Below are 21,105 nucleotides of genomic sequence, written 5' to 3'. Positions count from 1 at the left end.
TCGGGGCGCCTGCCGTCAGGAGGGCGACCCATGGACGATCGACCGGATCTGTTCGCCCTGCTGGCCCGGCTGCGGACCGAGGAGCGGAGCTACGACGCGCGCGTCGAGCGCCGGCTCGGCATCGGCGCGACCGACCTGGCCGCCCTGCGTCTGATCGGCGCCGGTGCCGGGCGCGACGAGATCGTCCGCGCGGTCGATCTGGCCGGGGCGATCGGCCTGACGACGGCGGCCGTCTCGATCCTCGTCGACCGGCTCTCCCGCGCCGGCTACGTGGACCGCGTGCTCGATCCCTCCGACGGCCGCGGCCGGATCCTCTGCCTGACCGGCCGGGCCGAGACGGCGCTCGGCGAGACCGACGAGCGGGTCTACGGCGAGGTCCGCGCCCTCACCGACTCGGTCGCCGACGCCGAGTCGGTGCGCTTCGCCGCGATCCTCGAGGGGCTCTCCGGGATCTTCGAGCGCGGACCGCAGCCCGCGGCCTGAGCCCGCGGCCCTGCATCCCGCTGCCCTCATCCCGCGGGGCGGCGCGCTCAGCGGGTGAGGCGCTCGATCAGCTCGCGGTAGCGACCGGCGGTCCGGACGACGATCTCGTGCGGGAGCCGGGGCGGCTCGCCCTGGCCGTCCCAGTTGTCGGCGAGCCAGTCCCGGACGATCTGCTTGTCGAAGGACTGCCCGCGCACGCCCGCGTCGTAGTCGACCGCGTCCCAGTAGCGCGAGGAGTCGCTCGTGAGCACCTCGTCGCCGAGAGTGACGACGCCGGTCTCGCGGTCGACGCCGAACTCGAACTTGGTGTCGGCCAGGATGACGCCGCTGCGCAGCGCGATCGCGGACGCCTCCCGGTAGACGTGCAGCGAGAGGGTGCGCAGCGCCTCCGCCACGTCCTCGCCGACGAGCTCGACCGTGCGCTCGAAGGAGATGTTCTCGTCGTGCTCGCCCTGCGGCGCCTTCCAGGCGGGGGTGTAGATCGGCTCGGGCAGGACGTCGCCGTCGTTCAGGCCCTCCGGGAGCGCGACGCCGGAGACGGCGCCGGTCGCCCGGTACTCCTTGAGGCCGCTGCCGGAGAGGTAGCCGCGCACGACGCACTCGATCGGGAACATGTCGAGCGTCTTCACGAGCATCGCGCGGCCGCGCACGGCCTCGGGGATCTCCCCCGGGACGAGGTGGTTGGGCACGTCGGCCAGCTGGCCGAACCACCACAGCGACAGCTCGGTCAGCAGCTCGCCCTTGCCGGGGATGCCGGGCTCGAGGATCGTGTCGAAGGCGCTGACGCGGTCGCTCGCGACGACCAGCATCCGGTCGGCGCCGAGCACCGGGTCGGAGTCGTCCGGAGTGTAGAGGTCGCGCACCTTGCCGGAGTAGGCGTGCTGCCAGCCGGGCAGCGGGGCGGTCGGGTCGAAGGCCGGGGAGTCGTCGCGGGTCACCGGGCCATTCTCCCGGAAGCGGGGGCCGTGGTCAGCCTCTCCGGGCGTCTGCGGACGTCGAACCTGGAAGCGGGCTGGGCATCCGCTCTGCCGCGCGGGATCCGCGCTGTCAACCACGCGCGCGGGCGCGATGGTCGCGCCTAGCGTCGAGGACATGACTTCCGAGAACACGATCGACCAGTACACGTTCCAGGACCCCACGAAGATGTTCGCCGACATCGACACCGAGGAGCAGTATCAGGAGGGCTCCGGCCTCGACTCGAAGATGGACGACCTCGCCGACCGCGGCGAGTCGACCTACCGCGGCTCCGGCCGCCTCGAGGGGCGCAAGGCGCTCATCACCGGCGGCGACTCGGGCATCGGCGCGGCCGTCGCCATCGCCTACGCCCGCGAGGGTGCCGACGTCGCGATCGTCTACCTGCCCGAGGAGGAGTCCGACGCCAAGAAGGTCGTCGCCCTCATCGAGGAGGCCGGCCGCGTCGCCGTCGCCATCCCCGGCGACATCACCGACCACGACTTCGCCGTCGGCGCCGTCGCGAAGGCCGTCGAGGGCCTGGGCGGCCTCGACATCCTCGTCAACAACGCCGGCAAGCAGCAGTCGGTCGAGGACTTCCTCGACATCTCCGACGAGCAGTTCGACGAGACCTTCAAGACCAACGTCTACGCGATGTTCTGGATGACGAAGGCGGCCGTGCCGCACCTCGCCCCGGGCTCCGCGATCATCAGCACCTCGTCGATCCAGGCCTACCAGCCGTCGCCGACGCTGGTCGACTACGCCTCCACCAAGGCCACGATCAACACGTTCTCGAAGGCGCTCTCGCAGCAGCTCGCGCCCAAGGGCATCCGCGTGAACGTCGTCGCGCCCGGCCCGATCTGGACCCCGCTGCAGACCGCCGGCGGCCAGCCGCCGGAGAAGCTGCCCGAGGTCGGCTCGCAGACGCCGCTCGGCCGCTGGGGTCAGCCTGCGGAGCTCGCTCCGGCCTACGTGTTCCTCGCCTCGCCCGAGTCGAGCTACGTCGTCGGCGAGACGCTGCACGTCAACGGCGGCATGCCCACGCCGTAACACTCGGCGGCATCCGCGGGCCCAGCCTGCGTCCGGAGACCTCGGTCCCGGGCGCAGGCTGGGTCTTCGCATTTAGTTGTCGTAACAATCGGTGCGGAGAAGGCGAACTGCGCAAGGCTTTCCCCATGACCGATTCCCTGCCGATCCTCGACCTCTCCCGCCTCGACCAGGGAGAGGAGGAAGCCGCCGCGTTCCGCCGCGATCTCCGCGAGACCACGCACGACGTGGGCTTCTTCTACCTCGTCGGCCACGGCGTGCCGCAGGACCTCCTCGACGACGTGGTCGCCGTCTCCCGCCGCTTCTTCGAGCTCTCCGAGGAGGAGAAGCTGGCGATCGAGAACACGGCCAGCCCGCAGTTCCGCGGCTACACCCGCTTCGGCGCCGAGCTGACCAACGGCGACGTCGACTACCGCGAGCAGGTCGACATCGGCATCGACCGCGAGACCGTGCCGGCCGGCGCCGACGTCCCGGACTACCAGCGCCTCGAGGGACCCAACCTCTGGCCGGAGTCGCTGCCCGAGTTCCGCGCCGTCTTCGAGCGCTGGCACGAGGAGCTCGCCGCGGTGGCCATCCGCCTGCTGCGCACCTGGGCCGTGGCCCTCGACGCTCCGGCCGACGTCTTCGACGAGGCGTTCGCCGAGAAGCCGTTCTCGCTGGTCAAGGTCGTCCGCTACCCGGGCACCTCCGACCCCGAGCCCAAGCAGGGCGTCGGCGCGCACCGCGACGGCGGCGTGCTGACCTTGCTGCTGGTCGAGCCCGGCAAGGGCGGCCTGCAGGTCGAGCACGACGGCTCCTGGATCGAGGCGCCGGCGCTGCCCGGGGCGTTCGTCGTCAACATCGGCGAGATGCTCGAGCTGGCCACCGGCGGCTACCTCAAGGCGACGCTGCACCGGGTGATCTCGCCGCTGATCGGCACCGACCGGATCTCGATCCCGTTCTTCTTCAACCCCTCGCTCGACTCGACGATGCCCTCGCTGCCGCTGCCCGAGGAGCTGAAGTCCGGCCTCTCGGTCGACCCGACCAACAGCCCGATCCTCGAGACCTACGGCGAGAACGCGTTGCGCTACCGCCTGCGCGCGCACCCGAACGTGGCGGCCGTGCACCACGCCGACCTGCTGACCCCGACGAGCTGACCCGTCCCACGGGCTGACGCCCTCCGCGAGATGCCACTTGTGCACGCCTTTCACGGCGTGTCGCGTGCACAAGTGGCATCTCGCGGCGGGGGAGGGGACGCCGGCTACTCGATGAGGTTGGCGGTGGGGAGCGAGTGGGTGCCGAGGTGCAGGGAGCGCGTCGCGAGCGTCCAGCTGATGCGGGGGCGGAAGACGGCCAGGCCGGTGAAGGACACCGACTTCATCTTCTTCAGCGCGGTGCTCGCCTTCGTCCGCAGTGAGGAGACCTGCTCGGCGGAGTGCGCGGCGGCGGCCGGGGGCGGACCCACCTCCCACATCTCCGCTCCGGACTGCGGCGGGACATCGGCCGGCAGCTCGGTGGCGCGTCCCGCCGGGCGCGTGGCCTTGTACTCCACGGAGAGGGGCACGGCGACGGAGGCGTTGGAGGTCAGGAAGCTGGTGAGCCGCCCGTCCGACGCCTCCACGGCGGTCTCGATCCCCTCGAGGAGATCGGACCCGACGTGGCAGCCCGTGATCGGGTCCTGCTCCGCGACCATCGCGAAGACGAAGCCGCCGGCGCAGCCGAGCAGCGCGCTCGAGACGTCGGCGGCGAGCCACTTGTCCAGTGCCGCCTTCTCCCGGGTGGCGATCTCCACGATGTAGCTGCCCTCGACGGTCGCCTTCCCCGCGACGTCGAGCCGGTGCGGGGCCGGCATCCGCTTGCCGGCGAAGGTGTCGAGCATCTTCGTGCCGTCGACCTTGCCGTCACCGGCCAGGCTGAACTCCTTGAAGTAGATCGTGTGGCCGGGCAGGAAGCGCCACGCGTCGGGCTCTCCGGCCTTCGGCTGGAAGTAGAGCCGGACGCCGTGCTTCCGGACGATCGCCGGAGAGAGGTTGACCCCTGCCTTCGCGAACGCCGTGTTCTTCACCCCGGGGGCGCCGAGAACGGAGTAGTTGATCGAGTCGCGGAAGGAGAAGGCGATCGACATCGTGGGGACGTTGCAGTCCTCCTTGAGAGCGAGCTGCCGGACCTCGCACTGGCCGTTCGGAGAGACGACCCACGGGTTGCCGCTCCTCGTCATCGACGGAGCGCCGACCGACATCTCCAGGTCGAACTCGTCGCTCACCCCGGGGTACTCCGAGGAGAGCTCGATCCCCGCCCGGAGGAGGAAGCTGAAGCGGCCCTTCCCGGCGATGTGCGAGTTGAGGGAGCTGTAGGAGCTCCAGCCCTCCAGATGCGCGGTCGTGCCGCCGGTGAACAGGACCGTCGCGGAGCTGTCCTGGTCGTGGGCCGGAAGACTCGCGATCGCGGCGCCGAAGCCGGGGTCGGTCGACGACGTGCTCAGCATGACGGCATCGCGGAAGCGGGCACCGACATCGCCCTCTCCGCTGCAGTGCTTCACCTCGACGTCGAAGATCGTGCAGCGCCACCAGTTCAGCGAGTGACCGAGCTCCTCGAGGTAGAACTTGGCGAACTCCGGGTTCGCGCCACCGTCGGTGAAGCTCGTGCGGTCCTTGTTGAGCAGGATCGCGCTCTGGTCGTCGTCGTAGACGAAGGCGGCGGGCCGATCGCCCAGGGTGTCGGAGGCGACCCAGATCGGACTGATCTGCTCCAGATAGGCGGAGTCCGTCAGGACCTTCAGCAGCTCCGCCGTGATGAGCCGGGCCTCCGCGCCCGTCCAGGCGGGGTTCCTCCGGGCGACCTGCTCGTAGTCCGTGCCGAACGCATGCGTGAAGATCTTCTCCACCCCGCGCTCGAAGGCGACCTGTGCGGCGGCGTGGCGCAGATCGGCACCGGTGGCGCTCAGCACCGGGAAGGTGTTCGTGCCGCCGAGTCCCAGCTTGTCGCGGAGAGGCCCGTTCGCGAGGAGCCACTTCAGAGTCACGTCCGGGGTCATCCGCGGAGCCCCGGCGAGGAGCTGCCCGAAGTCCTGGAAGGGCGACGCGGGCGGAGTGTCGGACCCGGGCGCGTCGCTCCAGAGGCCGCTCTCGCGGACCCCCTCCACCGCCTCGTCGCCGAGGTCCTTCGAGAAGTCGGTGACGAGGCTCTCGAGTGTGGTCCCGAAGCCGTCCTTCCCTCCGATCTCGTGCAGCGCGTCCGAGAGGAACCGCTGCTCGCCGGACTTGAGCGAGGTCTCGGCGGAGAGCTCCAGCCCGCCCTCGATGGCCTCGCCCGCGGGTCCGAGTGCTCCGAGGAACACGCGGCGGAGGTTGGTCCCGCTCGGGTTCTGCTCGTACTCCTCGATGTGCCGGATCAGCGGCCCGATCAGCGGGATCTGCTCCGCCTCCGCGATCGCGCTGCGCTCCTGGAGCCATTGCCGCTGCAGGTCGCGGAACGTCTGCTCGTCACGGTCGGCGGCGCGCCGGTACTCCTCCTCCGCCGCCTTCAACTCGGACAGCTCCTTGCTCTCGACCCGGAGCAGGGCCGCGAAGCCGGTGGGGTCCTCGCCCGCCCAGGTGCGGTGCAGCTCGTGCCAGTCCTCCGCCATCCGGGCCCGGAGTCCCGCCTGCGCCTCGCCGACCCGGGCGTCGTGCTCGTTCCGTACGGCGGTCCGCTCCGCCTCGAGTGTCTCGACGTCGTGACCGGCGGCTGTGCAGAAACCGCTGGTGATCCCGAGACTGAGGACCATCCAGAGCGGATTGCACACGCTCCTCTGCTTGGCGATCGCGCGGTGGATCCGTGGCTCCAGGGCGGCGATCCTCTTGCGGAGCGCCGCCTCCGCTCGGAGCCTGGCGTCGTTCAGCCCGAGGGAGAAGAGCCGGTCCATCCGCGCGAGCTGACGCTCGTGCGCGCGCTGCGCGACCCGGTGCCCGGAGTCGTCGAGCGCGGCTCGGAGCCGATCGCAGGTCTGCTTCAGCGGGGAGTCCGCCGTCGCGCTGCTGCACCGGGCGGCGGACACGCGGAAGCGGTCGGCGCCCGACGCCGGATCGACGCCGGGCTCGCTCGTCAGGCATTCCGCTCCCGTCCCCGTGATGCAGACCAGACCCCCGTCGAGGTCGCGGGCGTACCAGATCGGCACCCCGAGCGACCGGCCGTCTTTCCAGGTCATCTCGGCGGCGCCAGCCGCCCTGCAGAGGCTCGCGAACACTGTCGGGAGCGAGTCCGGGGCGGCGGCCACCTGCGAGCAGCGCACGAGCGCGGTCCGGCCTCGGACGACGTCGGCGACCGCGGCGAGCGGCGTCGCCGTCCGCAGGTCGTACGCCGGCCCCTCGGCACCGGGCTGCGGCGTCACCGCCACCGGGAACGCGAGGTCCCGGTCGTCGACGATCGTGTACACGGCGGCGGGACGTGAGCTCGCCGGATCCGCCGGCAGGACGCTCAGCTCCTCCATCCTGACCCCGACGAGCGGATCGTCGAGAGGGGAGGGGCCGGTCGTCGCGGCCTGTGCCGGGACGGCCGTGCCGAGGACGAGGAGAGCCGCCACGAGGGCGGTCGGTCGGATGAGGCGTCGGGACATGCTGCTCCAGGGAAGGGAAGGCGGGCCGGACGGGAGGGGTCGAGCGATCGTTCGCCATACCGTAGTGAGGGTGCGAGCCGGCTTCTAGATCCGTCTGCGCCATCCGGCACCGAAGCCGTCATTTCGCTCGAACCCGCCATCCCGCAGCGAGACGGCCACAACGCTGCCGGTCCCGCGAGATGCCACTTGTGCAGGCTTTTGTCGGCGTGTCGCGTGCACAAGTGGCATCTCGCGGCGGGGAGCAGACGTTGACCCGAGTGTGACGCGGGGGTGACCGGGCGCTGACGGGGCGGGCGGGAGTGTGGGAGCGCCGGTGTCCGCCGGACCGCCGCTCCTCTCGTCGTCAGGGAATCCCATGTCGTCTCGTCGTGTCCGCTCGTCCCGCCGTCTCGCCGCTGTGCTCGCGCCGCCGGCCGCGCTGCTCCTGGTGCTCGCCGGGTGCAGCGCCGCTCCCGCGCCGGCCGCGTCCACGGCGACCGCCGCTGCCGCGGTCGCCGCGCCCACCGACGCCGAGGTGCGGGGGCTGTTCGACGAGTGGAACGCGGCGCTCGCCACCGGCGACCCCGCGCAGGTGGACGCGCTGTACGCGGACGACGCGGTGCTGCTGCCGACCGTCGCACCCGGGGTCCTCGACACCTCGGCCGAGCGCATCGGCTACTTCGACGCCTTCCTCAAGAAGCGGCCGACGGGGACGATCGACGAGAGCGTCGTCCGCGATCTCGGCGACGGCTACGCCTCGAACACCGGCCTCTACACGTTCGATCTCGCGGCGACCGGGGAGGTCGTTCACGCCCGGTTCACCTTCGTCTACGAGTCGATCGACGGCGAGTGGAGGATCATCGAGCACCACTCCTCGAAGGAACCCGTCGCGCCGTGACAGTCGAGCGCTCGCCTGGGTGACCGTGGCAGGCTGAGGTGTGCTCATCTTGCTCGTGGAGGACGACCTCTCGATCGCCGACTGCGTGGCCGGCACGCTCGAGCGCTACGGCTACCGCGTCGCTCGCGCGAGGAGCGGCCGGGAAGCGCTCGCGTCCGGACCGGCGGACCTCGTCCTGCTCGATCTCGGTCTGCCGGACATGGACGGGCTCGACGTCTGCCGAATGCTCCGCCGCCGATCCGAGGTGCCGATCATCGTCGTCACCGCGCGGAGCGACGAGGCGGACACCGTCGCCGCACTCGAAGTGGGCGCCGACGACTGCGTGATCAAGCCGTTCGGCCTGCACGGCCTGATCGCGCGGATCCGTGCGGTGAGCAGGAGGGCCGGCACCGGCGCGGCGCGGTCGGTCGCCCTCCCGCTGCCGCCCCTGTCGCTCGGCCGGGTCGTCGTCGATCCCGCGTCCCGTCGGGTGCACCTCGACGGGACGGAGCTCCCTCTGACCCCCAAGGAGTTCGACCTGCTGCTCGCCCTGGCCAGGCGTCCCGGGGCGGTGCTCACCCGCGAGGCCCTGATCGACGAGGTCTGGGACTGCAACTGGTTCGGCTCCACCCGCACCCTCGACGTCCACGTCTTCGCGCTCCGCCGCAAGCTCGGCGCGGCGGTGACGATCACCACCCTCCGCGGCGTCGGCTTCCGCCTCGACCTGCCCTGACGGCCTCCGCGAGATGCCACTTGTGCTCGCCTTTCACGGCGTGTCGTGTGCACAAGTGGCATCTCGCGGAGGGGAGGGGGCCTCGGGGTCAGGGGGTCAGCAGGTGGCCGCCTGGTAGGGGAGGGTGGCGGCGAAGGCGGGCTGGCCCGGGGAGGTGCCGGTGACGGTGACCGAGCCGGCGGGGGTCGACTTCAGGCGCGTGGTGAACGCGGCCGAGGCGGAGGAGCCCGGGGCGACCGCGGGGAACGCCTTCGTGCCGTAGGCGGACTCGACGGTGATGTCGGCCGCCGCGGTGTCGGTGTTCTTGACGGTCACGGTGAGCACGACCTTGCCGGCGATGCAGCGGGTCGAGAGGGCAGGAGCGAGCTCGAGGGTGTCGAGTGGCAGCGCGGCCGAGGCCGAGGTGCGCACCAGCGCATCGGCGTAGCCGTTGTAGGAGGCGGTGACGCCGCTCACTCCGGCCGGGACGACGGCGCTCGCCGAGCCGCCCGAGAGCGCGACGGTCGAGCTCCAGGTGCCGCCGGTGAAGGTGACGGTGCCGGCGACGTCGCCCTTGTCGGCCGCCGCGACCGTCGCCGTGACCGTGCGGCCGTCGGCGGTGAGGGTCGTGGTGGAGTCGACGGCGGTGACGCCGGTCCAGTTCTTCATCGCGGTGAGGACCGTCTGCGGGACGCTGACGAACGCGCCGTGCCGCGGGCTGGCCGGGAGGCCGCCCTTGGTCGAGACGTTCCAGTCGGCCGACTTCGAGAGGCGGGCCGACTGCGAGCTGCCGGCGATGGCGGCTCCCGAGGTCACGAAGGCCTTGTAGCCGCCCTGGCCGTAGTTGTCGACGAGGAAGGCGTAGCCGTCGCCGTTCGCGGTGGTGTCGTTGGGGTCGCCCGCGTTCAGCTTGATGATCTCGGGGCCCTCGCCGTCCTGACCGGTCTCGAGCTTCGTCATGTTGGTGTCGGTCAGCTGCCAGGTCTTGGTCGGGTCGGCGTTCCAGTTCGACGAGGTCGTCGGCGCGGTGAGCACCGTCGACTTCTCCAGGAAGATGTCCTTCCCGGCCTCGAGGGTGCCGGCGGCGCCGCCCTCCTCGTTCTTGGTGAAGCGGTAGTAGTAATCGCCGATCTTGGTGATCGTCGAGTCGATCCGCGCGTAGCCGGTGTCCTGCCAGGTGGCGGGCGGCTGGGTGAAGGTGCGGAAGTCGCGGGTGATCACCGAGAAGACGCGGGAGTAGAGCTTGTCGCTGTTGGTCTTCGTCGCGTCGGAGTAGAGGCGCGAGGAGAAGAAGACCACGTAGGACTGCAGCGCGTCGTCCCAGTACGCCTCCGGCGCCCAGGTCATGCCGGCGGCCGGCTGGTTGACGGTGATGCCGGTGTCGGCGCCGTTGGTGCGGGTCCACGTCACCAGGTCGGTCGACTCCCAGATCTCGATCTTGAGGCTGCCCTTGGACTGCGCGTCGCCCCAGCCGGTGCCGCAGGAGATGCAGAGGTCGGTGGCGACCATGTAGTACTTGTCGCCGTTGTGCGAGCGGAGGATGAACGGGTCGCGCAGGCCCTTGGTGTCGGTCGTCGAGGTGATGACCGCCTTCCCGCCGTTGACCGGCGAGAAGGTGAAGAAGTCGTTGCCGGACGTCGCCGCCTGGTAGATCTTCTCGTCGCCGTCGGACTTGAAGTACGCCGAGGCGTAGCCCGCGTCGGGAGCGGTGCGGCCGAGCTCGGCCACCGTCAGCGAGAAGGAGCGGGTCTCGGTGACTCCGTTGAGGGTCGCGGTCGCGGTCAGCGTGACGGGCTCGTCGCCCGAGCCGTAGGCCGGACGGGTGACGACGCCGCCGCCGCGGAACGGGTCGGCCGCGCCGACCGCCGGGGCGGTGTACGAGGTGCTGGTCGGGGTGACGAGCGCCGGGTCGGACGAGGTCCAGGTGATGGCGGTGCCGTTCTTGGCTCCCGTGACGGCGAGAGGCAGGTTCTCGGTGGTGCGGGTGGCGAGCACGAGCGCGTCGAGGTCGTCGTTGATGCTCGGGGCGAGCACGACGACGTCGAAGGTCAGCACGGCGCCCTGGCCGGTGGTCGCGGTGAGGGTGACCGGGGTGTCCTGCGTGATCGAGCGCGAGACGACTCCGGTGCCGGAGACGACCGCGGGGTTCGAGGAGGTCCAGGTGAGCGGGACGCCGCTGCTGGTCGCGGGGAGCGTCAGGTTCGTCGAGACGGCGGTCAGCGAGGGGTTGCCGGCCAGGAGCACAGGCAGGATGTCGGGGCGGAGCAGCGCCGAGGTCGCGGCGGCCTTCGCGGCGGCGGTCGGCATGCTCGACGCGACCTGGTCGGCGGTGAGTGCCGTGTCCCAGAACTTGACGTCGGTGACGTCCGCGGTGAGCAGCGGGTCGCCGGAGTAGAGCGAGCGGCCGAGGTAGCCGAGCGTGCTCCCGGAGGGGACGATGCTCGCCATCGACTTCGCGGCGGTGACCGTCGAGATCTGCGCGCCGTCGCGGTAGAGGGTCAGCGCGGTGCTCGAGCCGGTGCCGGTGCCGACGAGGGTGAGGGTGGTGAAGCCGGGGTTGAGGGTGCCGCCGAAGGGCATCCGGGTCTCGCCGTTGCCGCTGTCCTTCACGCGGATGCCGGCGAGGACCTGGCCGCTCGGGGAGCCGTCGGGGTTCCGCGGGTTCACGAAGACGTGGTTGCCGAGCTGAGTGGTGTTCCAGGGGCCGACGCCGTCGCCGATCACCCAGCCGAACTGGTTCGCGGTGGTCTGCGTCTTCACCGTGTACTCGACGGCGAAGGCGTTGTCGGTGCCGGTGACGAGTCCCTTCGGAAGGCTCGCGTAGCCGTCGGACTTGAAGCGGGCGACCTGGTCGCCGCCGGCGTCGGCGAAGGAGGCGTCGGTGAGCCCGGTCAGCGTCGCGTTGCGGCCGTTGCCGGAGATGTCGAGGAGTGCGGAGCCGGCGTGCGACATGTCGTAGTGCGCGGTGGGCGCGGGCACGTCGGCGGCCTGGGCCGTCACGGGGACGAGGGCGCCTCCGAGGGCGACGCTCGTGCACGCGAGTGCGGAGAGGAAGAGGGACCGGGCACGGCGCCGGGGCGCGGTGGCAGGGGGCTCCGGGGAGCGTCGTCTCATCGTCGAGACCTTTCCTGAGTGAGGGGGATCAGGCCGCCGAAGAGGGGCCGGCGGGTGGTGTTCACGTTAACATGCCTGCCGGTCCGGGGCTAGGGCGGATCGGCGCGGACCGCGGTCGCGTCGCTCCTCCGGCGCCACCCTGTGCGGCGGCGGCCGGGTGGCGTACGGTGAGCGGACCGCATCCTGGTCCCCGATGTCGGACCTCGTCCATCCGTCGAGAGCACCAGGGGAGCATGAGATGAAGACTCTGTCGTACGCCGGGGGCGCGATCGTCCTCGAGGACGAGGCCGCGGACGCCGTTCTGCGCTACTCGGTGGCGCTGGCCGACCGCGGCCGGATGGCCACCGTCACTCTCGCGGACGCGGCGTCCTCCGACGCCTCGGCGGTGGTGGTCCTGACCATCGGCGTCGGGGTCCCGCTCCTGCTGCGGGGCGAGCGGACCGGGTCCGGCACCGACTCCGCGCTCGACCTGCGCGACCGGCTCGACGCGCTCGAGCGCTCCCGGGAGCCGATCGGGGTCTGGGACACCGACCCCCGGCAGCTCTGGGGCGAGCTGGACTACGACTTCCTCTGAGGCGCCGGCTGGACGTCCGATCGCCGGGACCGCCCCCGCCCGTGGGCGGCGCGGCGCCTTCCGGCGCACCCGTTCAGGGGAGCGCTAGAGTCGGCTACAACGTTGTATGTTCAGCAGGTCCCGACCGAAGGAGATCGATGGCGATCACTCTGCACGACGTGGCGCGGGCCTCCGGAGTGTCGATCAAGACCGTCTCCAACGTCATCAACGACTACCCGCACGTGCGCCCGGCGACCCGCGAGCGGGTCGAGGCCGCGATCGCCGAGCTGGGGTACATCCCGAACCTCTCGGCCCGCAGCCTTCGGCGGGGGCGGACGAACGTCATCGGGCTGGCGCTCCCCGAGCTGAGCCTGGCGTACTTCGCCGAGCTCGCCGACAGCGTCATGCGCGCGGCCGACGACCGGGGTCTGACCGTGCTGATCGAGCAGACCGGAGGCGACCCGCAGCGCGAGCGGGACGTCCTGCGCAGCTCGCGGCGCCAGCTCACGGACGGGCTGCTCTTCAGCCCCCTGGGGATGGCGATGGCCGACGAGCCGGCGCTCGCGGTCGACTACCCGCTGGTCCTGCTGGGCGAGCGGATCTTCACCCCGCGCTTCGACCACGTGACCATGCAGAACGTCGCCGCCGCCCGCGCCGCGACGACCCACCTGATCGAGTCCGGCCGGCGGCGGATCGTCGCCCTCGGGGCGCACGAGAACGAGGACGTCGGCTCGGCCGCGCTGCGGATGCGGGGCTACCGCGAGGCCCTGGAGGCGGCGGGCATCGCCTACGACGAGCGCCTCGTCAGCTACTCCGGACCGTGGCACCGCGCCAACGGCAACGCGGCGATGTGCAGGGTCCTGGAGTCCGGGGTCGACTTCGACGCCGTCTTCGCCCTGAACGACTCCCTCGGGCTCGGCGCCATCCGCGCGCTGCAGGTGCAGGGGCTGAGCATCCCCGGGGACGTCGCGGTCATCGGCTTCGACGACGTCGACGAATCGCGGTACTCGGTCCCGAGCCTGTCGAGCATCGATCCGGGTCGCGACGAGATCGCGCGGACCGCCGTCGAGGTGCTGAAGGGGCGGATCGAGGGCTCGCTCCTCGCGCCGCCGACGCTGCACGAGGCCGGTTTCTCGGTGACGTCGCGGGAGTCGACCGCGCCGTAGCGCGTTGATCACGGTTGCGTCGCGGACGGCGACCGCGCTCTTGACACTCGCCGACGAACTCCGCATCATCATTTCTACAACGTTGTTTTCCATCGTTGTACAAACGACCTGCTCCAGGACGATCCCCCCTTCCCGGCCGACGACGGCCGTATCCGAAAGGACACGCAATGATGCGTCACACGAAGAGAATGCTCGCGGCGGGGGTGGCCGTCGCCGCCTCTGCGGCCGCCCTGACCGGCTGCTCCGCAGGGAGCGACGCCGCCACCTGCGAGAACACGATCGTGAACGAGGACGCCAAGGTCGTCACGATGTGGGCCTGGTACCCGGAGTTCGAGGGGATCGTCGACCTCTTCAACAACAGCCACGACGACGTCCAGATCTGCTGGAGCAACGCCGGCGCCGGCAACGACGAGTACACCAAGCTCACCACCGCCGTGCAGGCCGGCTCGGGCGCACCCGACGTCGTCATGCTCGAGAGCGAGGTCGTGCAGAGCTACATCCCGCAGGACGCGCTCGTCGACCTCACCGAGTACGGCGCGGGCGACGTGCAGAGCAACTACTCCGAGGGCGCCTGGGCCGACGTCTCCAGCGGCGACGCCACCTACGCGATCCCCGTCGACGGCGGACCCGTCGGCATGCTCTACCGCCAGGACATCCTCGACCAGTACGGCATCCCCGTCCCGACGACCTGGGAGGAGTACGCCGCAGCGGCGCAGGCTCTCAAGGACGCCGGCTCCACCACGCTCATGACGGACTTCCCCGGCAACGGCCGCGCCTACCAGCAGGCGCTCTTCGCGCAGGCCGGCTCGGTGCCCTACACCGTCGACGGCACGGACGTCACGGTGGACCTCGACGACGAGGCCAGCGCCAAGGTCATGGACTACTGGAGCGACCTGGTGCAGAAGGGCCTGGTCGGCACCGAGGACGCCTCGACCACCGACTACAACACCCACCTGGTCGACGGCACCTACGCCTCCGTCGTCGCCGCCGCCTGGCTGCCCGGCTACCTGAAGGGCTTCGAGGGCGCCGACACCGACGCCGTGTGGCGCGCCGCTCCGGTCCCGCAGTGGGAGGGCGCCGAGCCGACCCAGATCAACATCGGCGGATCCGCTTTCGCGGTGACCAGCCAGGCCGAGGACAAGGAAGCGGCCGCGACGGTGGCGAAGGAGATCTTCGGCACCGAGGAGGCCTGGAAGATCGGCATCGAGAAGGGCGCTCTGTTCCCGCTGTGGAAGCCGATCCTCGAGTCGGACTACTTCGCGAACCTCGAGTACGACTTCTTCGGCGGTCAGCAGATCAACAAGGACGTCTTCCTCTCCGCCGCCACGGAGTACCAGGGCTTCCAGGTCTCGCCGTTCCAGAACTTCGCCTACGACAAGCTCACCGAGGCGGTGAACGCCGTGAACAGCGGTGACTCGAGCGTCGCGGAGGCCCTCTCGACCTATCAGACCGCGGTCAGCGAGTACGCCGCGGGCCAGGGCTACACGGTCGGTTGACGATCGGCGGCCGCCGTCCGCGAGGGCGGCGGCCGCCCCGTCCCTCCTCGAAGGAGCACCATGTCCAACCTCGTCGTCCCCGCCCCCGCCGCCACCGCAGCCCCCGCCGAGACCCGTCCGAAGAAGCCGCGCACCGGAGTCGTCGCCTCCCGGCGCGCCCGCTGGGGCTGGGTCTTCGTCGCCCCGTTCGGGATCTTCCTCGTGGTCTTCCTGATCACGCCGCTGATCTACTCGTTCATCCTGAGCCTGCAGAACAAGACCGTCGCCACCGGCAATCAGTGGGTCTGGTTCGCGAACTACGCCAAGGCCTTCTCGGACCCCCTCTTCCTCGAGGGCGTCTGGCTGGTGGTGCGCTTCGCCCTCATCCTGATCCCGATCCAGATGCTGGTCTCGCTGATCGCCGCGCTGATGCTGGACGCGCTCACCTCGCGGTTCTCGCGGTTCGCCCGGCTGATGATCTTCGTGCCCTACGCGGTGCCCGCCGTGATCGGCGCCCTGATGTGGGGCTTCCTCTACAGCCCGTCCTTCGGCCCCGCCACGGAGGTGTTCGGCTGGCTCGGTCTCGACGCGCCGAACCTGCTCGGCAAGGACTCGATCTTCGGCAGCCTGGTCAACGTCGTCACCTGGCAGTGGGCCGGCTACTACATGATCATCATCTATGCGGCCCTGCAGGGCATCGACCCCGCGGTCTACGAGGCGGCACGCCTGGACGGCGCGAGCGCGATCCAGACGGCGCTGCGGATCAAGATCCCGATGATCTCCTCCTCGATGGTGCTGATCCTCGTCTTCGCCCTCATCGGCACCCTGCAGTTCTTCACCGAGCCGCAGATCCTGCGCTCGCTGGCCTCGGGCTCGATCGACGCGTCGTACACGCCGAACATCTACGCGTACACGCTCGCCTTCTCCTACAACCAGTTCAACTACGCCTCCGCGATCTCCTTCGCGCTGGGTCTCGTGGTGTTCCTCGGGTCCTACCTGTTCCTGATGGCCACCAAGAAGAGGAACGGACTCTCATGAGCACCCTCTCGCTCGCCCCCAAGCGTGACCGCGTCCAGCGACGCGACGACGCCGTCCGGGCGCGGAGCCGCCGCGGCGGCCGCCAGCTGCTCCCGCACGTGATCCTGCTCGCCTTCGTCGTCTACTTCGCGCTCCCGTTCTGGTGGCTCGTCGTGGCCTCGACCAAGGACCAGGTCGGCCTGTTCTCGGGCACCGTCAGCCCGCTGTGGTTCGGCGACTCCTTCGAGTTCTTCACCAACATCGGCTCGCTGTTCACCTACTCGAACGGCCTCTACTGGAAGTGGCTCGGCAACTCGTTCCTCTACGCCTTCGCCGGCGGACTCGGAGCGACGGTGCTGTCGGTGCTCGCCGGCTACGGCTTCGCGGCGTACGCCTTCAAGGGCCGCAACGCCTTCTTCTCGCTGGTCCTGGGGTCGGTGATGGTGCCGGCGACGGCCCTGGTCATCCCGCTGTTCGTCATGTTCAGCACCGCCCAGCTCACCAACACCGTGTGGGCGGTCATCCTGCCCTCGATGCTCAATCCGTTCGCCGTCTACCTCATGCGCGTCTACACGCAGGACGCGGTGCCGGAGGAGATGCTCGACGCCGCCCGGATGGACGGAGCCGGCGAGATCACGGTCTTCTTCCGCGTCGCCCTGCCGCTGCTGCGCCCCGCACTCGTGACGGTGCTGCTGCTCTCCGTCGTCGGGACCTGGAACAACTACTTCCTCCCCCTCGTGATGCTCTCGAACTCGCAGCTCTTCCCGGTCACCGTCGGACTCGGCACCTGGCAGACCCAGGCGTCGGTCAACACCGGCGGCCAGTCGCTGTGGAACCTCGTCATCGTCGGCGCCCTGATCTCCGTCATCCCGCTGATCGTCTCGTTCCTCACCCTGCAGAAGTACTGGCAGGGCGGACTCTCCATCGGCTCCGTCAAGTGACGCCGACCGCCGTCGGGACTCCCGCATCACCGCTCACCTCAGCACGATCCAGAAAGGCTCTGCCATGACCGACGCCTCCCGCGCCGTCTCCCCGCCCGCGACCGCGCGCGTCTTCCTCGACCCGGCCGCGGTGGTCGCCCCCGTGAATCCGCGGCTGTTCGGCTCGTTCGTCGAGCACCTGGGCCGCTGCGTCTACGACGGGATCTACGAGCCCGGGCACCCCACCGCGAACGAGGACGGCTTCCGCCTGGACGTGGTCGAGCTGGTCAAGGAGCTCGGCTCGACCACCGTCCGCTACCCCGGCGGGAACTTCGTCTCCGGCTACCGGTGGGAGGACGGGGTCGGACCGCGCGAGGACCGCCCGCGCCGCCGCGATCTGGCCTGGCACTCCCTCGAGACCAACGAGGTCGGCCTGGACGATTTCGCGAAGTGGGCGAAGCTCACCGGCAGCGAGATCATGTACGCCGTCAACCTCGGCACCCGCGGCGTCCTCGAGGCCCTGGACGTCCTCGAGTACGCGAACGGGAAGGCCGGAACCTTCCTCGCGGACCAGCGGATCGCGAACGGGTCGCCGGAGCCGCACGACATCCGCATGTGGTGCCTGGGCAACGAGATGGACGGCCCGTGGCAGGTCGGCCACATGAACGCCGACGACTACGGCAAGCTCGCCTCCCGCACCGCCAAGGCCCTCAAGATCGCCGACCCGTCCCTCGAGCTCGTGATCTGCGGGTCGTCGGGCTCGTCGATGCCGACCTTCGGCGAGTGGGAGCGGGTGGTCCTCGAGCACGCCTACGACGACGTCGAGTACGTCTCCTGCCACGCCTACTACCAGGAGTACGACGGCGACCTCGGGTCGTTCCTCGCGTCCTCGCTCGACATGGAGTACTTCATCTCCACGGTCGCGGCCACCGTCGACCACGTGAAGCACAAGCTGAAGAAGTCGAAGGACATCAAGCTGTCCTTCGACGAGTGGAACATCTGGTACCTCCAGGAGCACCAGGAGGAGGAGGCCGCCCTGGCCGCCGCCGACACCGCCGGTGCCCGGGAATGGCCGTACGCGCCGCGCCTGCTGGAGGACGTCTACTCCGTGGCCGACGCGGTCGTGCTCGGCAACCTGATGATCACGCTGCTGAAGAACTCCGACCGGGTCACCTCGGCGTCGCTCGCGCAGCTGGTCAACGTCATCGCGCCGATCATGACCGAGCCGGGCGGAGCGGCCTGGCGGCAGACCACGTACTTCCCGTTCTCCACCACCGCGCGCCTCGCGTCGGGCTCGGTGCTGCGGCCCCGGATCGAGGTCGGGTCCTACTCGACCGCCCGGCACGGCGACGCGCCGCTGGTCGACTCGGTGGCCACGCTCGACGACGGCCGCGCGGCCGTGTTCCTGGTGAACCGGTCGACGACGGAGGCCCTCGAGGTCACGGTCGACGTGAACGGCCTCGGCGTCTCCACAGTCGCCGAGGCGGTCGCCCTCTTCGACGAGGACGTCTACGCCAAGAACACCAAGGACGACCAGAACAGGGTGGGCCTCAAGCCCGTCGACGCCGAGCTGGCCGACGGGGTGCTGACGCTGACGCTTCCGCCGGTCTCCTGGACGGCCGTCTCCCTGACGGCGTAGCGCCCGGATCGGGTGGGTCTCGATACGCGGGCCTGCGGCCCGCTACTCGACCAGCATGGAAGGCGAGCTGCGCTCCCTGTTCCTCAAGGGCGCGGGCGCTCCATGCTGATCGAGTAGCCCGCGCAGCGGGCGTATCGAGATCCCCCACCGCAGGCACGTCGGCCGGCGGGTCTCGATACGCGGGCCTGCGGCCCGCTACTCGACCAGCATGGAAGGCGAGCTGCGCTCCCTGTTTTCCAAGGGCGCGGGCGCTCCATGCTGATCGAGCAGCCCGCGCCGCGGGCGTATCGAGATCCACCCGCCGTCGGACGCCGGGTCTCGATATGCGGGCCGGCGCTCTGCGGGCGGCACGGGCGGCCGGTCAGTCCCGGTAGCCCTCGATGATCTGGCGGGCGAGGGTCGTGATCGGCGTGGAGGTCGAGCGCGAGCGGGAGCGGAGGATCTCGAAGGCGCGGTCGACGGTGGTGCGCTGGGAGTAGGCGATGATGCCCTTCGCCTGCTCGATCAGGACGCGGCTGTCGAGGGCGCGCTGCAGCTGCTCCTGGGTGACGGTGCTCTCGCGGAGCGCGCGCTGGTGCAGGATGCCGATCGTCGCGACGTCGGCGAAGGCCTGCACGACGGCGATGTCGTCGGGGTCGAGGGTGCCGGTGCCGGCCTGGAAGAGGTTGAGCGAGCCGATCGTGGTGCCCCGCGAGCGCATCGGCACGCAGTGCGCGGCCCGGACGCCGAGGTCGCGCGAGCGGGTGCGGAACTCGGCCCAGCGGTCGTCGACCGCGAACGTGTCCGGCACGATGACGGGGCGCCCGGTGTCGTAGCACTCGATGCACGGGCCGGCGGTCTCGAGCTGCAGCAGCTCGATCAGGCGGGTGTCCTCGTCCGTCGAGGCGAGCACCTCGAGCGTGCCCTCGGGGCTGGCGAGCACCAGGCCCGCCGAGACCGCGTCGAAGAGGGTCGCGCTGCTCTCGACGAGCGTCTGCGCGAAGTCGACGACGTCGTAGTCGTCGACGAGCGTGTCGGAGAGGGCCACGAAGGTCGCGATGACGCTCCGCTCGCGGGAGTTGATCACCATGAGTCGTCCTGAACGGTGAGCGGGCGGTCGGGGAAGCCGTCCTGGCGAGCGACGATGTCCTGGGCGACATCGACGAGGGGGCGGTGCTGGGCGAACGCGTGGGCCCTCAGCAGCACGAGGGCGTCGTCCGAGTCGATGCGGTAGCGGGCGATGATCATGCCGGTCGCCTGGTGGACGACCCTCCGGGACCCGGGGTTGCTGCTCACCTCGTCCGCGTCGTCGTGGAGCACCGCGGCGAGCACCCGGAGCGAGGTGGCGGGCGACTGCGCCGAGATCTCGGTGAGCGCGGCGTCGTCGAGGGTGATCGGGGCGCGGGTGTAGAGGTCGACGGCGCCGATCGAGAGCCCGGCGAAGGTGAGCGGGAAGGCGAACACCGAGCGCACGTCGAGGGCGTCCACCGCCTCGGCGAAGAGCGGCCAGCGCACGTCGGTGCCGGTGTCGAGCAGGGACACGGGGGCGCCCGCGGCGATCGCGTCCCAGCAGGGGCCCTGGCCGAGGTCGAGCTGGATCTCGTCGAGCCGCGCGGCCGTCGGGTCGCTGGCGGCGATCGTCTCGCCGCCGAATGTGCGGCCGAGGGTGGAGATGGCGACGCCGTCGATCGGGTACCCGCGCAGATACGGGTCGCAGAGGACGGCGGAATCGGTCATCGCGCCTACCCTAGCCGCCGCGGTGCCGGGACGCGCGGGCCGGAGCGACGAGGCGGCCGCCGGCAGCGTCGACGCGTCGGCGTCGGCTCCGCGCCGTTCAGGCCGCGTCGGGTGTGTCGTCGTCCTCGGCGTCGTTCGTGAGGATCGTGATCGCCGTGAACGGGGTGATCAGGATGAGTGCGGTGCTGGCGCGGCCCTCGCCGTGGTTCACGGCGAGCCACTGCGGGGTCTCCGCGGCGAGGGCGGCGTCCACCTCGACCCGGAACTGGGCGGCGGTGCGGTCGCTCACCGTGTAGGGCGCTCCGTCGTAGAGGATGTCGAGCCGGCGCATCAGTGCGCCTCCCGGTCGATCGTGCGGACGTGCTCGGTGTCGGGCTCGGCGACGACGTAGAGGCCGCCGGCGGAGTTGGCGAGATCGGTGAGCGCGGCGATCCACGCCGGGTTGATGCGGGGCATCCGCCCGCCGAAGTACTTGTAGCGCAGGCCGACCGCGGGATGCAGCCAGATGGCGCTGCGGCCGTCGCCCATGCTGTGGTCGTCGCGCCAGCTGAGCAGGAAGGACTCGTTGCGGCGGAGCTTCGCGGTGATGACGATCTGCAGGTGCGCGAGCACCCGGTCCTCGAAGTCGATCTCGACGGATCCGTCGTAGAACAGTTTTCCCATCGCCGTCTCCAACCTTCGTCACAGCCGGCGGGCGCCCGCGTGATCGACACCTTTCTCCAGTTCGACTCGGGCGGCAACCCCGACGGACTCTCGCTTCCCTTCCGTCCGCTCCCCGTCCTGTCAAGGACCTCCCCCGGCGCGGGGACTGCGACCGAGCATGGTCGGCATGAAGCACATCCTCTTCGCGGACAAGACGATCCTGCTCGGGGACGACGCGGCG

The 21,105-nt window shown here is 70.6% G+C and carries 18 protein-coding genes; 11 read left to right on the top strand and 7 right to left on the bottom strand.

The window, feature by feature from the left end; translation table 11 throughout:
- Window positions 1-30 precede the first annotated feature (30 nt).
- The gene (locus tag MT353_RS09100; RefSeq protein ID WP_243600760.1) at window positions 31-483 is read left to right on the top strand and encodes a MarR family winged helix-turn-helix transcriptional regulator; all 453 of its coding nucleotides are present in this window, start codon (window positions 31-33) and stop codon (window positions 481-483) included.
- Between the two features lie 47 nt (window positions 484-530).
- Here MT353_RS09100 and MT353_RS09095 read toward each other — a convergent pair whose 3' ends face one another.
- Window positions 531-1,421: a phosphoribosylaminoimidazolesuccinocarboxamide synthase gene (locus MT353_RS09095; protein ID WP_243600759.1), complete on the bottom strand. Its 891-nt coding sequence runs from the start codon at window positions 1,419-1,421 to the stop codon at window positions 531-533.
- Window positions 1,422-1,575: 154 nt separating this feature from the next.
- On the opposite strand from MT353_RS09095, the gene MT353_RS09090 reads away from it, so the two are divergent.
- Both MT353_RS09090 and MT353_RS09085 read left to right on the top strand, forming a co-directional pair.
- Window positions 1,576-2,484, top strand: coding sequence for a glucose 1-dehydrogenase (locus MT353_RS09090; protein WP_279400587.1), 909 nt, complete (start codon window positions 1,576-1,578; stop codon window positions 2,482-2,484).
- Window positions 2,485-2,609: 125 nt separating this feature from the next.
- Window positions 2,610-3,617, top strand: a complete 1,008-nt coding sequence (locus MT353_RS09085; protein ID WP_123706620.1) for an isopenicillin N synthase family oxygenase — start codon at window positions 2,610-2,612, stop codon at window positions 3,615-3,617.
- Between the two features lie 104 nt (window positions 3,618-3,721).
- On the opposite strand, the gene MT353_RS09080 is transcribed toward MT353_RS09085, so the two are convergent.
- On the bottom strand, window positions 3,722-7,054 hold the full coding sequence (locus tag MT353_RS09080) for a hypothetical protein (RefSeq protein ID WP_243624208.1): 3,333 nt from the start codon (window positions 7,052-7,054) through the stop codon (window positions 3,722-3,724).
- 355 nt (window positions 7,055-7,409) lie between these two features.
- On the opposite strand from MT353_RS09080, the gene MT353_RS09075 reads away from it, so the two are divergent.
- Both MT353_RS09075 and MT353_RS09070 read left to right on the top strand, forming a co-directional pair.
- Complete coding sequence (locus tag MT353_RS09075) at window positions 7,410-7,931, top strand: SgcJ/EcaC family oxidoreductase (RefSeq protein WP_243600757.1); 522 nt, start codon at window positions 7,410-7,412, stop codon at window positions 7,929-7,931.
- Window positions 7,932-7,971: 40 nt separating this feature from the next.
- Entirely contained in the window at window positions 7,972-8,643 is a 672-nt protein-coding gene (locus MT353_RS09070; protein ID WP_243624207.1) for a response regulator transcription factor, read from the top strand.
- Between the two features lie 96 nt (window positions 8,644-8,739).
- Here the strand turns inward: MT353_RS09070 and MT353_RS09065 are convergent, their stop codons facing one another.
- Complete coding sequence (locus MT353_RS09065) at window positions 8,740-11,736, bottom strand: immunoglobulin-like domain-containing protein (RefSeq protein ID WP_243624206.1); 2,997 nt, start codon at window positions 11,734-11,736, stop codon at window positions 8,740-8,742.
- A 238-nt stretch (window positions 11,737-11,974) separates the two neighbouring features.
- On the opposite strand from MT353_RS09065, the gene MT353_RS09060 reads away from it, so the two are divergent.
- The 6 genes from MT353_RS09060 (at window position 11,975) to MT353_RS09035 (ending at window position 18,506) form a co-directional block, all read left to right on the top strand.
- Window positions 11,975-12,310: a hypothetical protein gene (locus tag MT353_RS09060; protein ID WP_123444562.1), complete on the top strand. Its 336-nt coding sequence runs from the start codon at window positions 11,975-11,977 to the stop codon at window positions 12,308-12,310.
- A gap of 137 nt (window positions 12,311-12,447) precedes the next feature.
- Window positions 12,448-13,455, top strand: a complete 1,008-nt coding sequence (locus tag MT353_RS09055) for a LacI family DNA-binding transcriptional regulator (RefSeq protein WP_243616542.1) — start codon at window positions 12,448-12,450, stop codon at window positions 13,453-13,455.
- A gap of 167 nt (window positions 13,456-13,622) precedes the next feature.
- A complete protein-coding gene (locus MT353_RS09050; RefSeq protein WP_243624205.1) occupies window positions 13,623-14,951 on the top strand; it encodes an ABC transporter substrate-binding protein in 1,329 nt (442 codons plus the stop codon).
- Between the two features lie 60 nt (window positions 14,952-15,011).
- Entirely contained in the window at window positions 15,012-15,968 is a 957-nt protein-coding gene (locus tag MT353_RS09045) for a carbohydrate ABC transporter permease (RefSeq protein WP_243588067.1), read from the top strand.
- Entirely contained in the window at window positions 15,965-16,888 is a 924-nt protein-coding gene (locus tag MT353_RS09040) for a carbohydrate ABC transporter permease (RefSeq protein WP_123444558.1), read from the top strand. Before MT353_RS09045 ends, MT353_RS09040 begins: the two co-directional genes overlap by 4 nt.
- Before the next feature lie 64 nt (window positions 16,889-16,952).
- A complete protein-coding gene (locus tag MT353_RS09035) occupies window positions 16,953-18,506 on the top strand; it encodes an alpha-N-arabinofuranosidase (protein ID WP_243624204.1) in 1,554 nt (517 codons plus the stop codon).
- A gap of 361 nt (window positions 18,507-18,867) precedes the next feature.
- Here MT353_RS09035 and MT353_RS09030 read toward each other — a convergent pair whose 3' ends face one another.
- The 4 genes from MT353_RS09030 to MT353_RS09015 form a co-directional block, all read right to left on the bottom strand.
- Window positions 18,868-19,575 carry a GAF and ANTAR domain-containing protein gene (locus MT353_RS09030; protein ID WP_243600751.1) on the bottom strand — a complete coding sequence of 236 codons (708 nt, stop codon included), beginning with the start codon at window positions 19,573-19,575 and terminating at the stop codon, window positions 18,868-18,870.
- Entirely contained in the window at window positions 19,569-20,222 is a 654-nt protein-coding gene (locus MT353_RS09025; RefSeq protein ID WP_127887769.1) for a GAF and ANTAR domain-containing protein, read from the bottom strand. Before MT353_RS09025 ends, MT353_RS09030 begins: the two co-directional genes overlap by 7 nt.
- 97 nt (window positions 20,223-20,319) lie before the next feature.
- Window positions 20,320-20,553 carry a hypothetical protein gene (locus MT353_RS09020; protein WP_132436511.1) on the bottom strand — a complete coding sequence of 78 codons (234 nt, stop codon included), beginning with the start codon at window positions 20,551-20,553 and terminating at the stop codon, window positions 20,320-20,322.
- Window positions 20,553-20,885: an ATP-dependent DNA ligase gene (locus MT353_RS09015; protein WP_123737630.1), complete on the bottom strand. Its 333-nt coding sequence runs from the start codon at window positions 20,883-20,885 to the stop codon at window positions 20,553-20,555. Before MT353_RS09015 ends, MT353_RS09020 begins: the two co-directional genes overlap by 1 nt.
- Window positions 20,886-21,105 lie beyond the last annotated feature (220 nt).

It is taken from the genome of Rathayibacter sp. VKM Ac-2927 (genome assembly GCF_022815525.1).
Taxonomy (GTDB): Bacteria; Actinomycetota; Actinomycetes; order Actinomycetales; family Microbacteriaceae; genus Rathayibacter; species Rathayibacter festucae.
The sequence above is the reverse complement of the archived record's forward strand: the minus strand, read 5'-3'. Positions and strand labels throughout refer to the sequence as shown.

Excerpts from the sequence above, each read along its gene's own strand:
- MT353_RS09065 (WP_243624206.1), bottom strand. The coding sequence starts at position 11,736 with ATGAGACGACGCTCCCCGGAGCCCCCTGCCACCGCGCCCCGGCGCCGT.
- MT353_RS09055 (WP_243616542.1), top strand. The coding sequence starts at position 12,448 with ATGGCGATCACTCTGCACGACGTGGCGCGGGCCTCCGGAGTGTCGATC.
- MT353_RS09080 (WP_243624208.1), bottom strand. The coding sequence starts at position 7,054 with ATGTCCCGACGCCTCATCCGACCGACCGCCCTCGTGGCGGCTCTCCTC.
- MT353_RS09025 (WP_127887769.1), bottom strand. The coding sequence starts at position 20,222 with ATGACCGATTCCGCCGTCCTCTGCGACCCGTATCTGCGCGGGTACCCG.
- MT353_RS09050 (WP_243624205.1), top strand. The coding sequence starts at position 13,623 with ATGATGCGTCACACGAAGAGAATGCTCGCGGCGGGGGTGGCCGTCGCC.
- MT353_RS09090 (WP_279400587.1), top strand. The coding sequence starts at position 1,576 with ATGACTTCCGAGAACACGATCGACCAGTACACGTTCCAGGACCCCACG.
- MT353_RS09035 (WP_243624204.1), top strand. The coding sequence starts at position 16,953 with ATGACCGACGCCTCCCGCGCCGTCTCCCCGCCCGCGACCGCGCGCGTC.
- MT353_RS09030 (WP_243600751.1), bottom strand. The coding sequence starts at position 19,575 with ATGGTGATCAACTCCCGCGAGCGGAGCGTCATCGCGACCTTCGTGGCC.
- MT353_RS09100 (WP_243600760.1), top strand. The coding sequence starts at position 31 with ATGGACGATCGACCGGATCTGTTCGCCCTGCTGGCCCGGCTGCGGACC.
- MT353_RS09060 (WP_123444562.1), top strand. The coding sequence starts at position 11,975 with ATGAAGACTCTGTCGTACGCCGGGGGCGCGATCGTCCTCGAGGACGAG.
- MT353_RS09015 (WP_123737630.1), bottom strand. The coding sequence starts at position 20,885 with ATGGGAAAACTGTTCTACGACGGATCCGTCGAGATCGACTTCGAGGAC.
- MT353_RS09045 (WP_243588067.1), top strand. The coding sequence starts at position 15,012 with ATGTCCAACCTCGTCGTCCCCGCCCCCGCCGCCACCGCAGCCCCCGCC.
- MT353_RS09040 (WP_123444558.1), top strand. The coding sequence starts at position 15,965 with ATGAGCACCCTCTCGCTCGCCCCCAAGCGTGACCGCGTCCAGCGACGC.
- MT353_RS09085 (WP_123706620.1), top strand. The coding sequence starts at position 2,610 with ATGACCGATTCCCTGCCGATCCTCGACCTCTCCCGCCTCGACCAGGGA.
- MT353_RS09075 (WP_243600757.1), top strand. The coding sequence starts at position 7,410 with ATGTCGTCTCGTCGTGTCCGCTCGTCCCGCCGTCTCGCCGCTGTGCTC.
- MT353_RS09020 (WP_132436511.1), bottom strand. The coding sequence starts at position 20,553 with ATGCGCCGGCTCGACATCCTCTACGACGGAGCGCCCTACACGGTGAGC.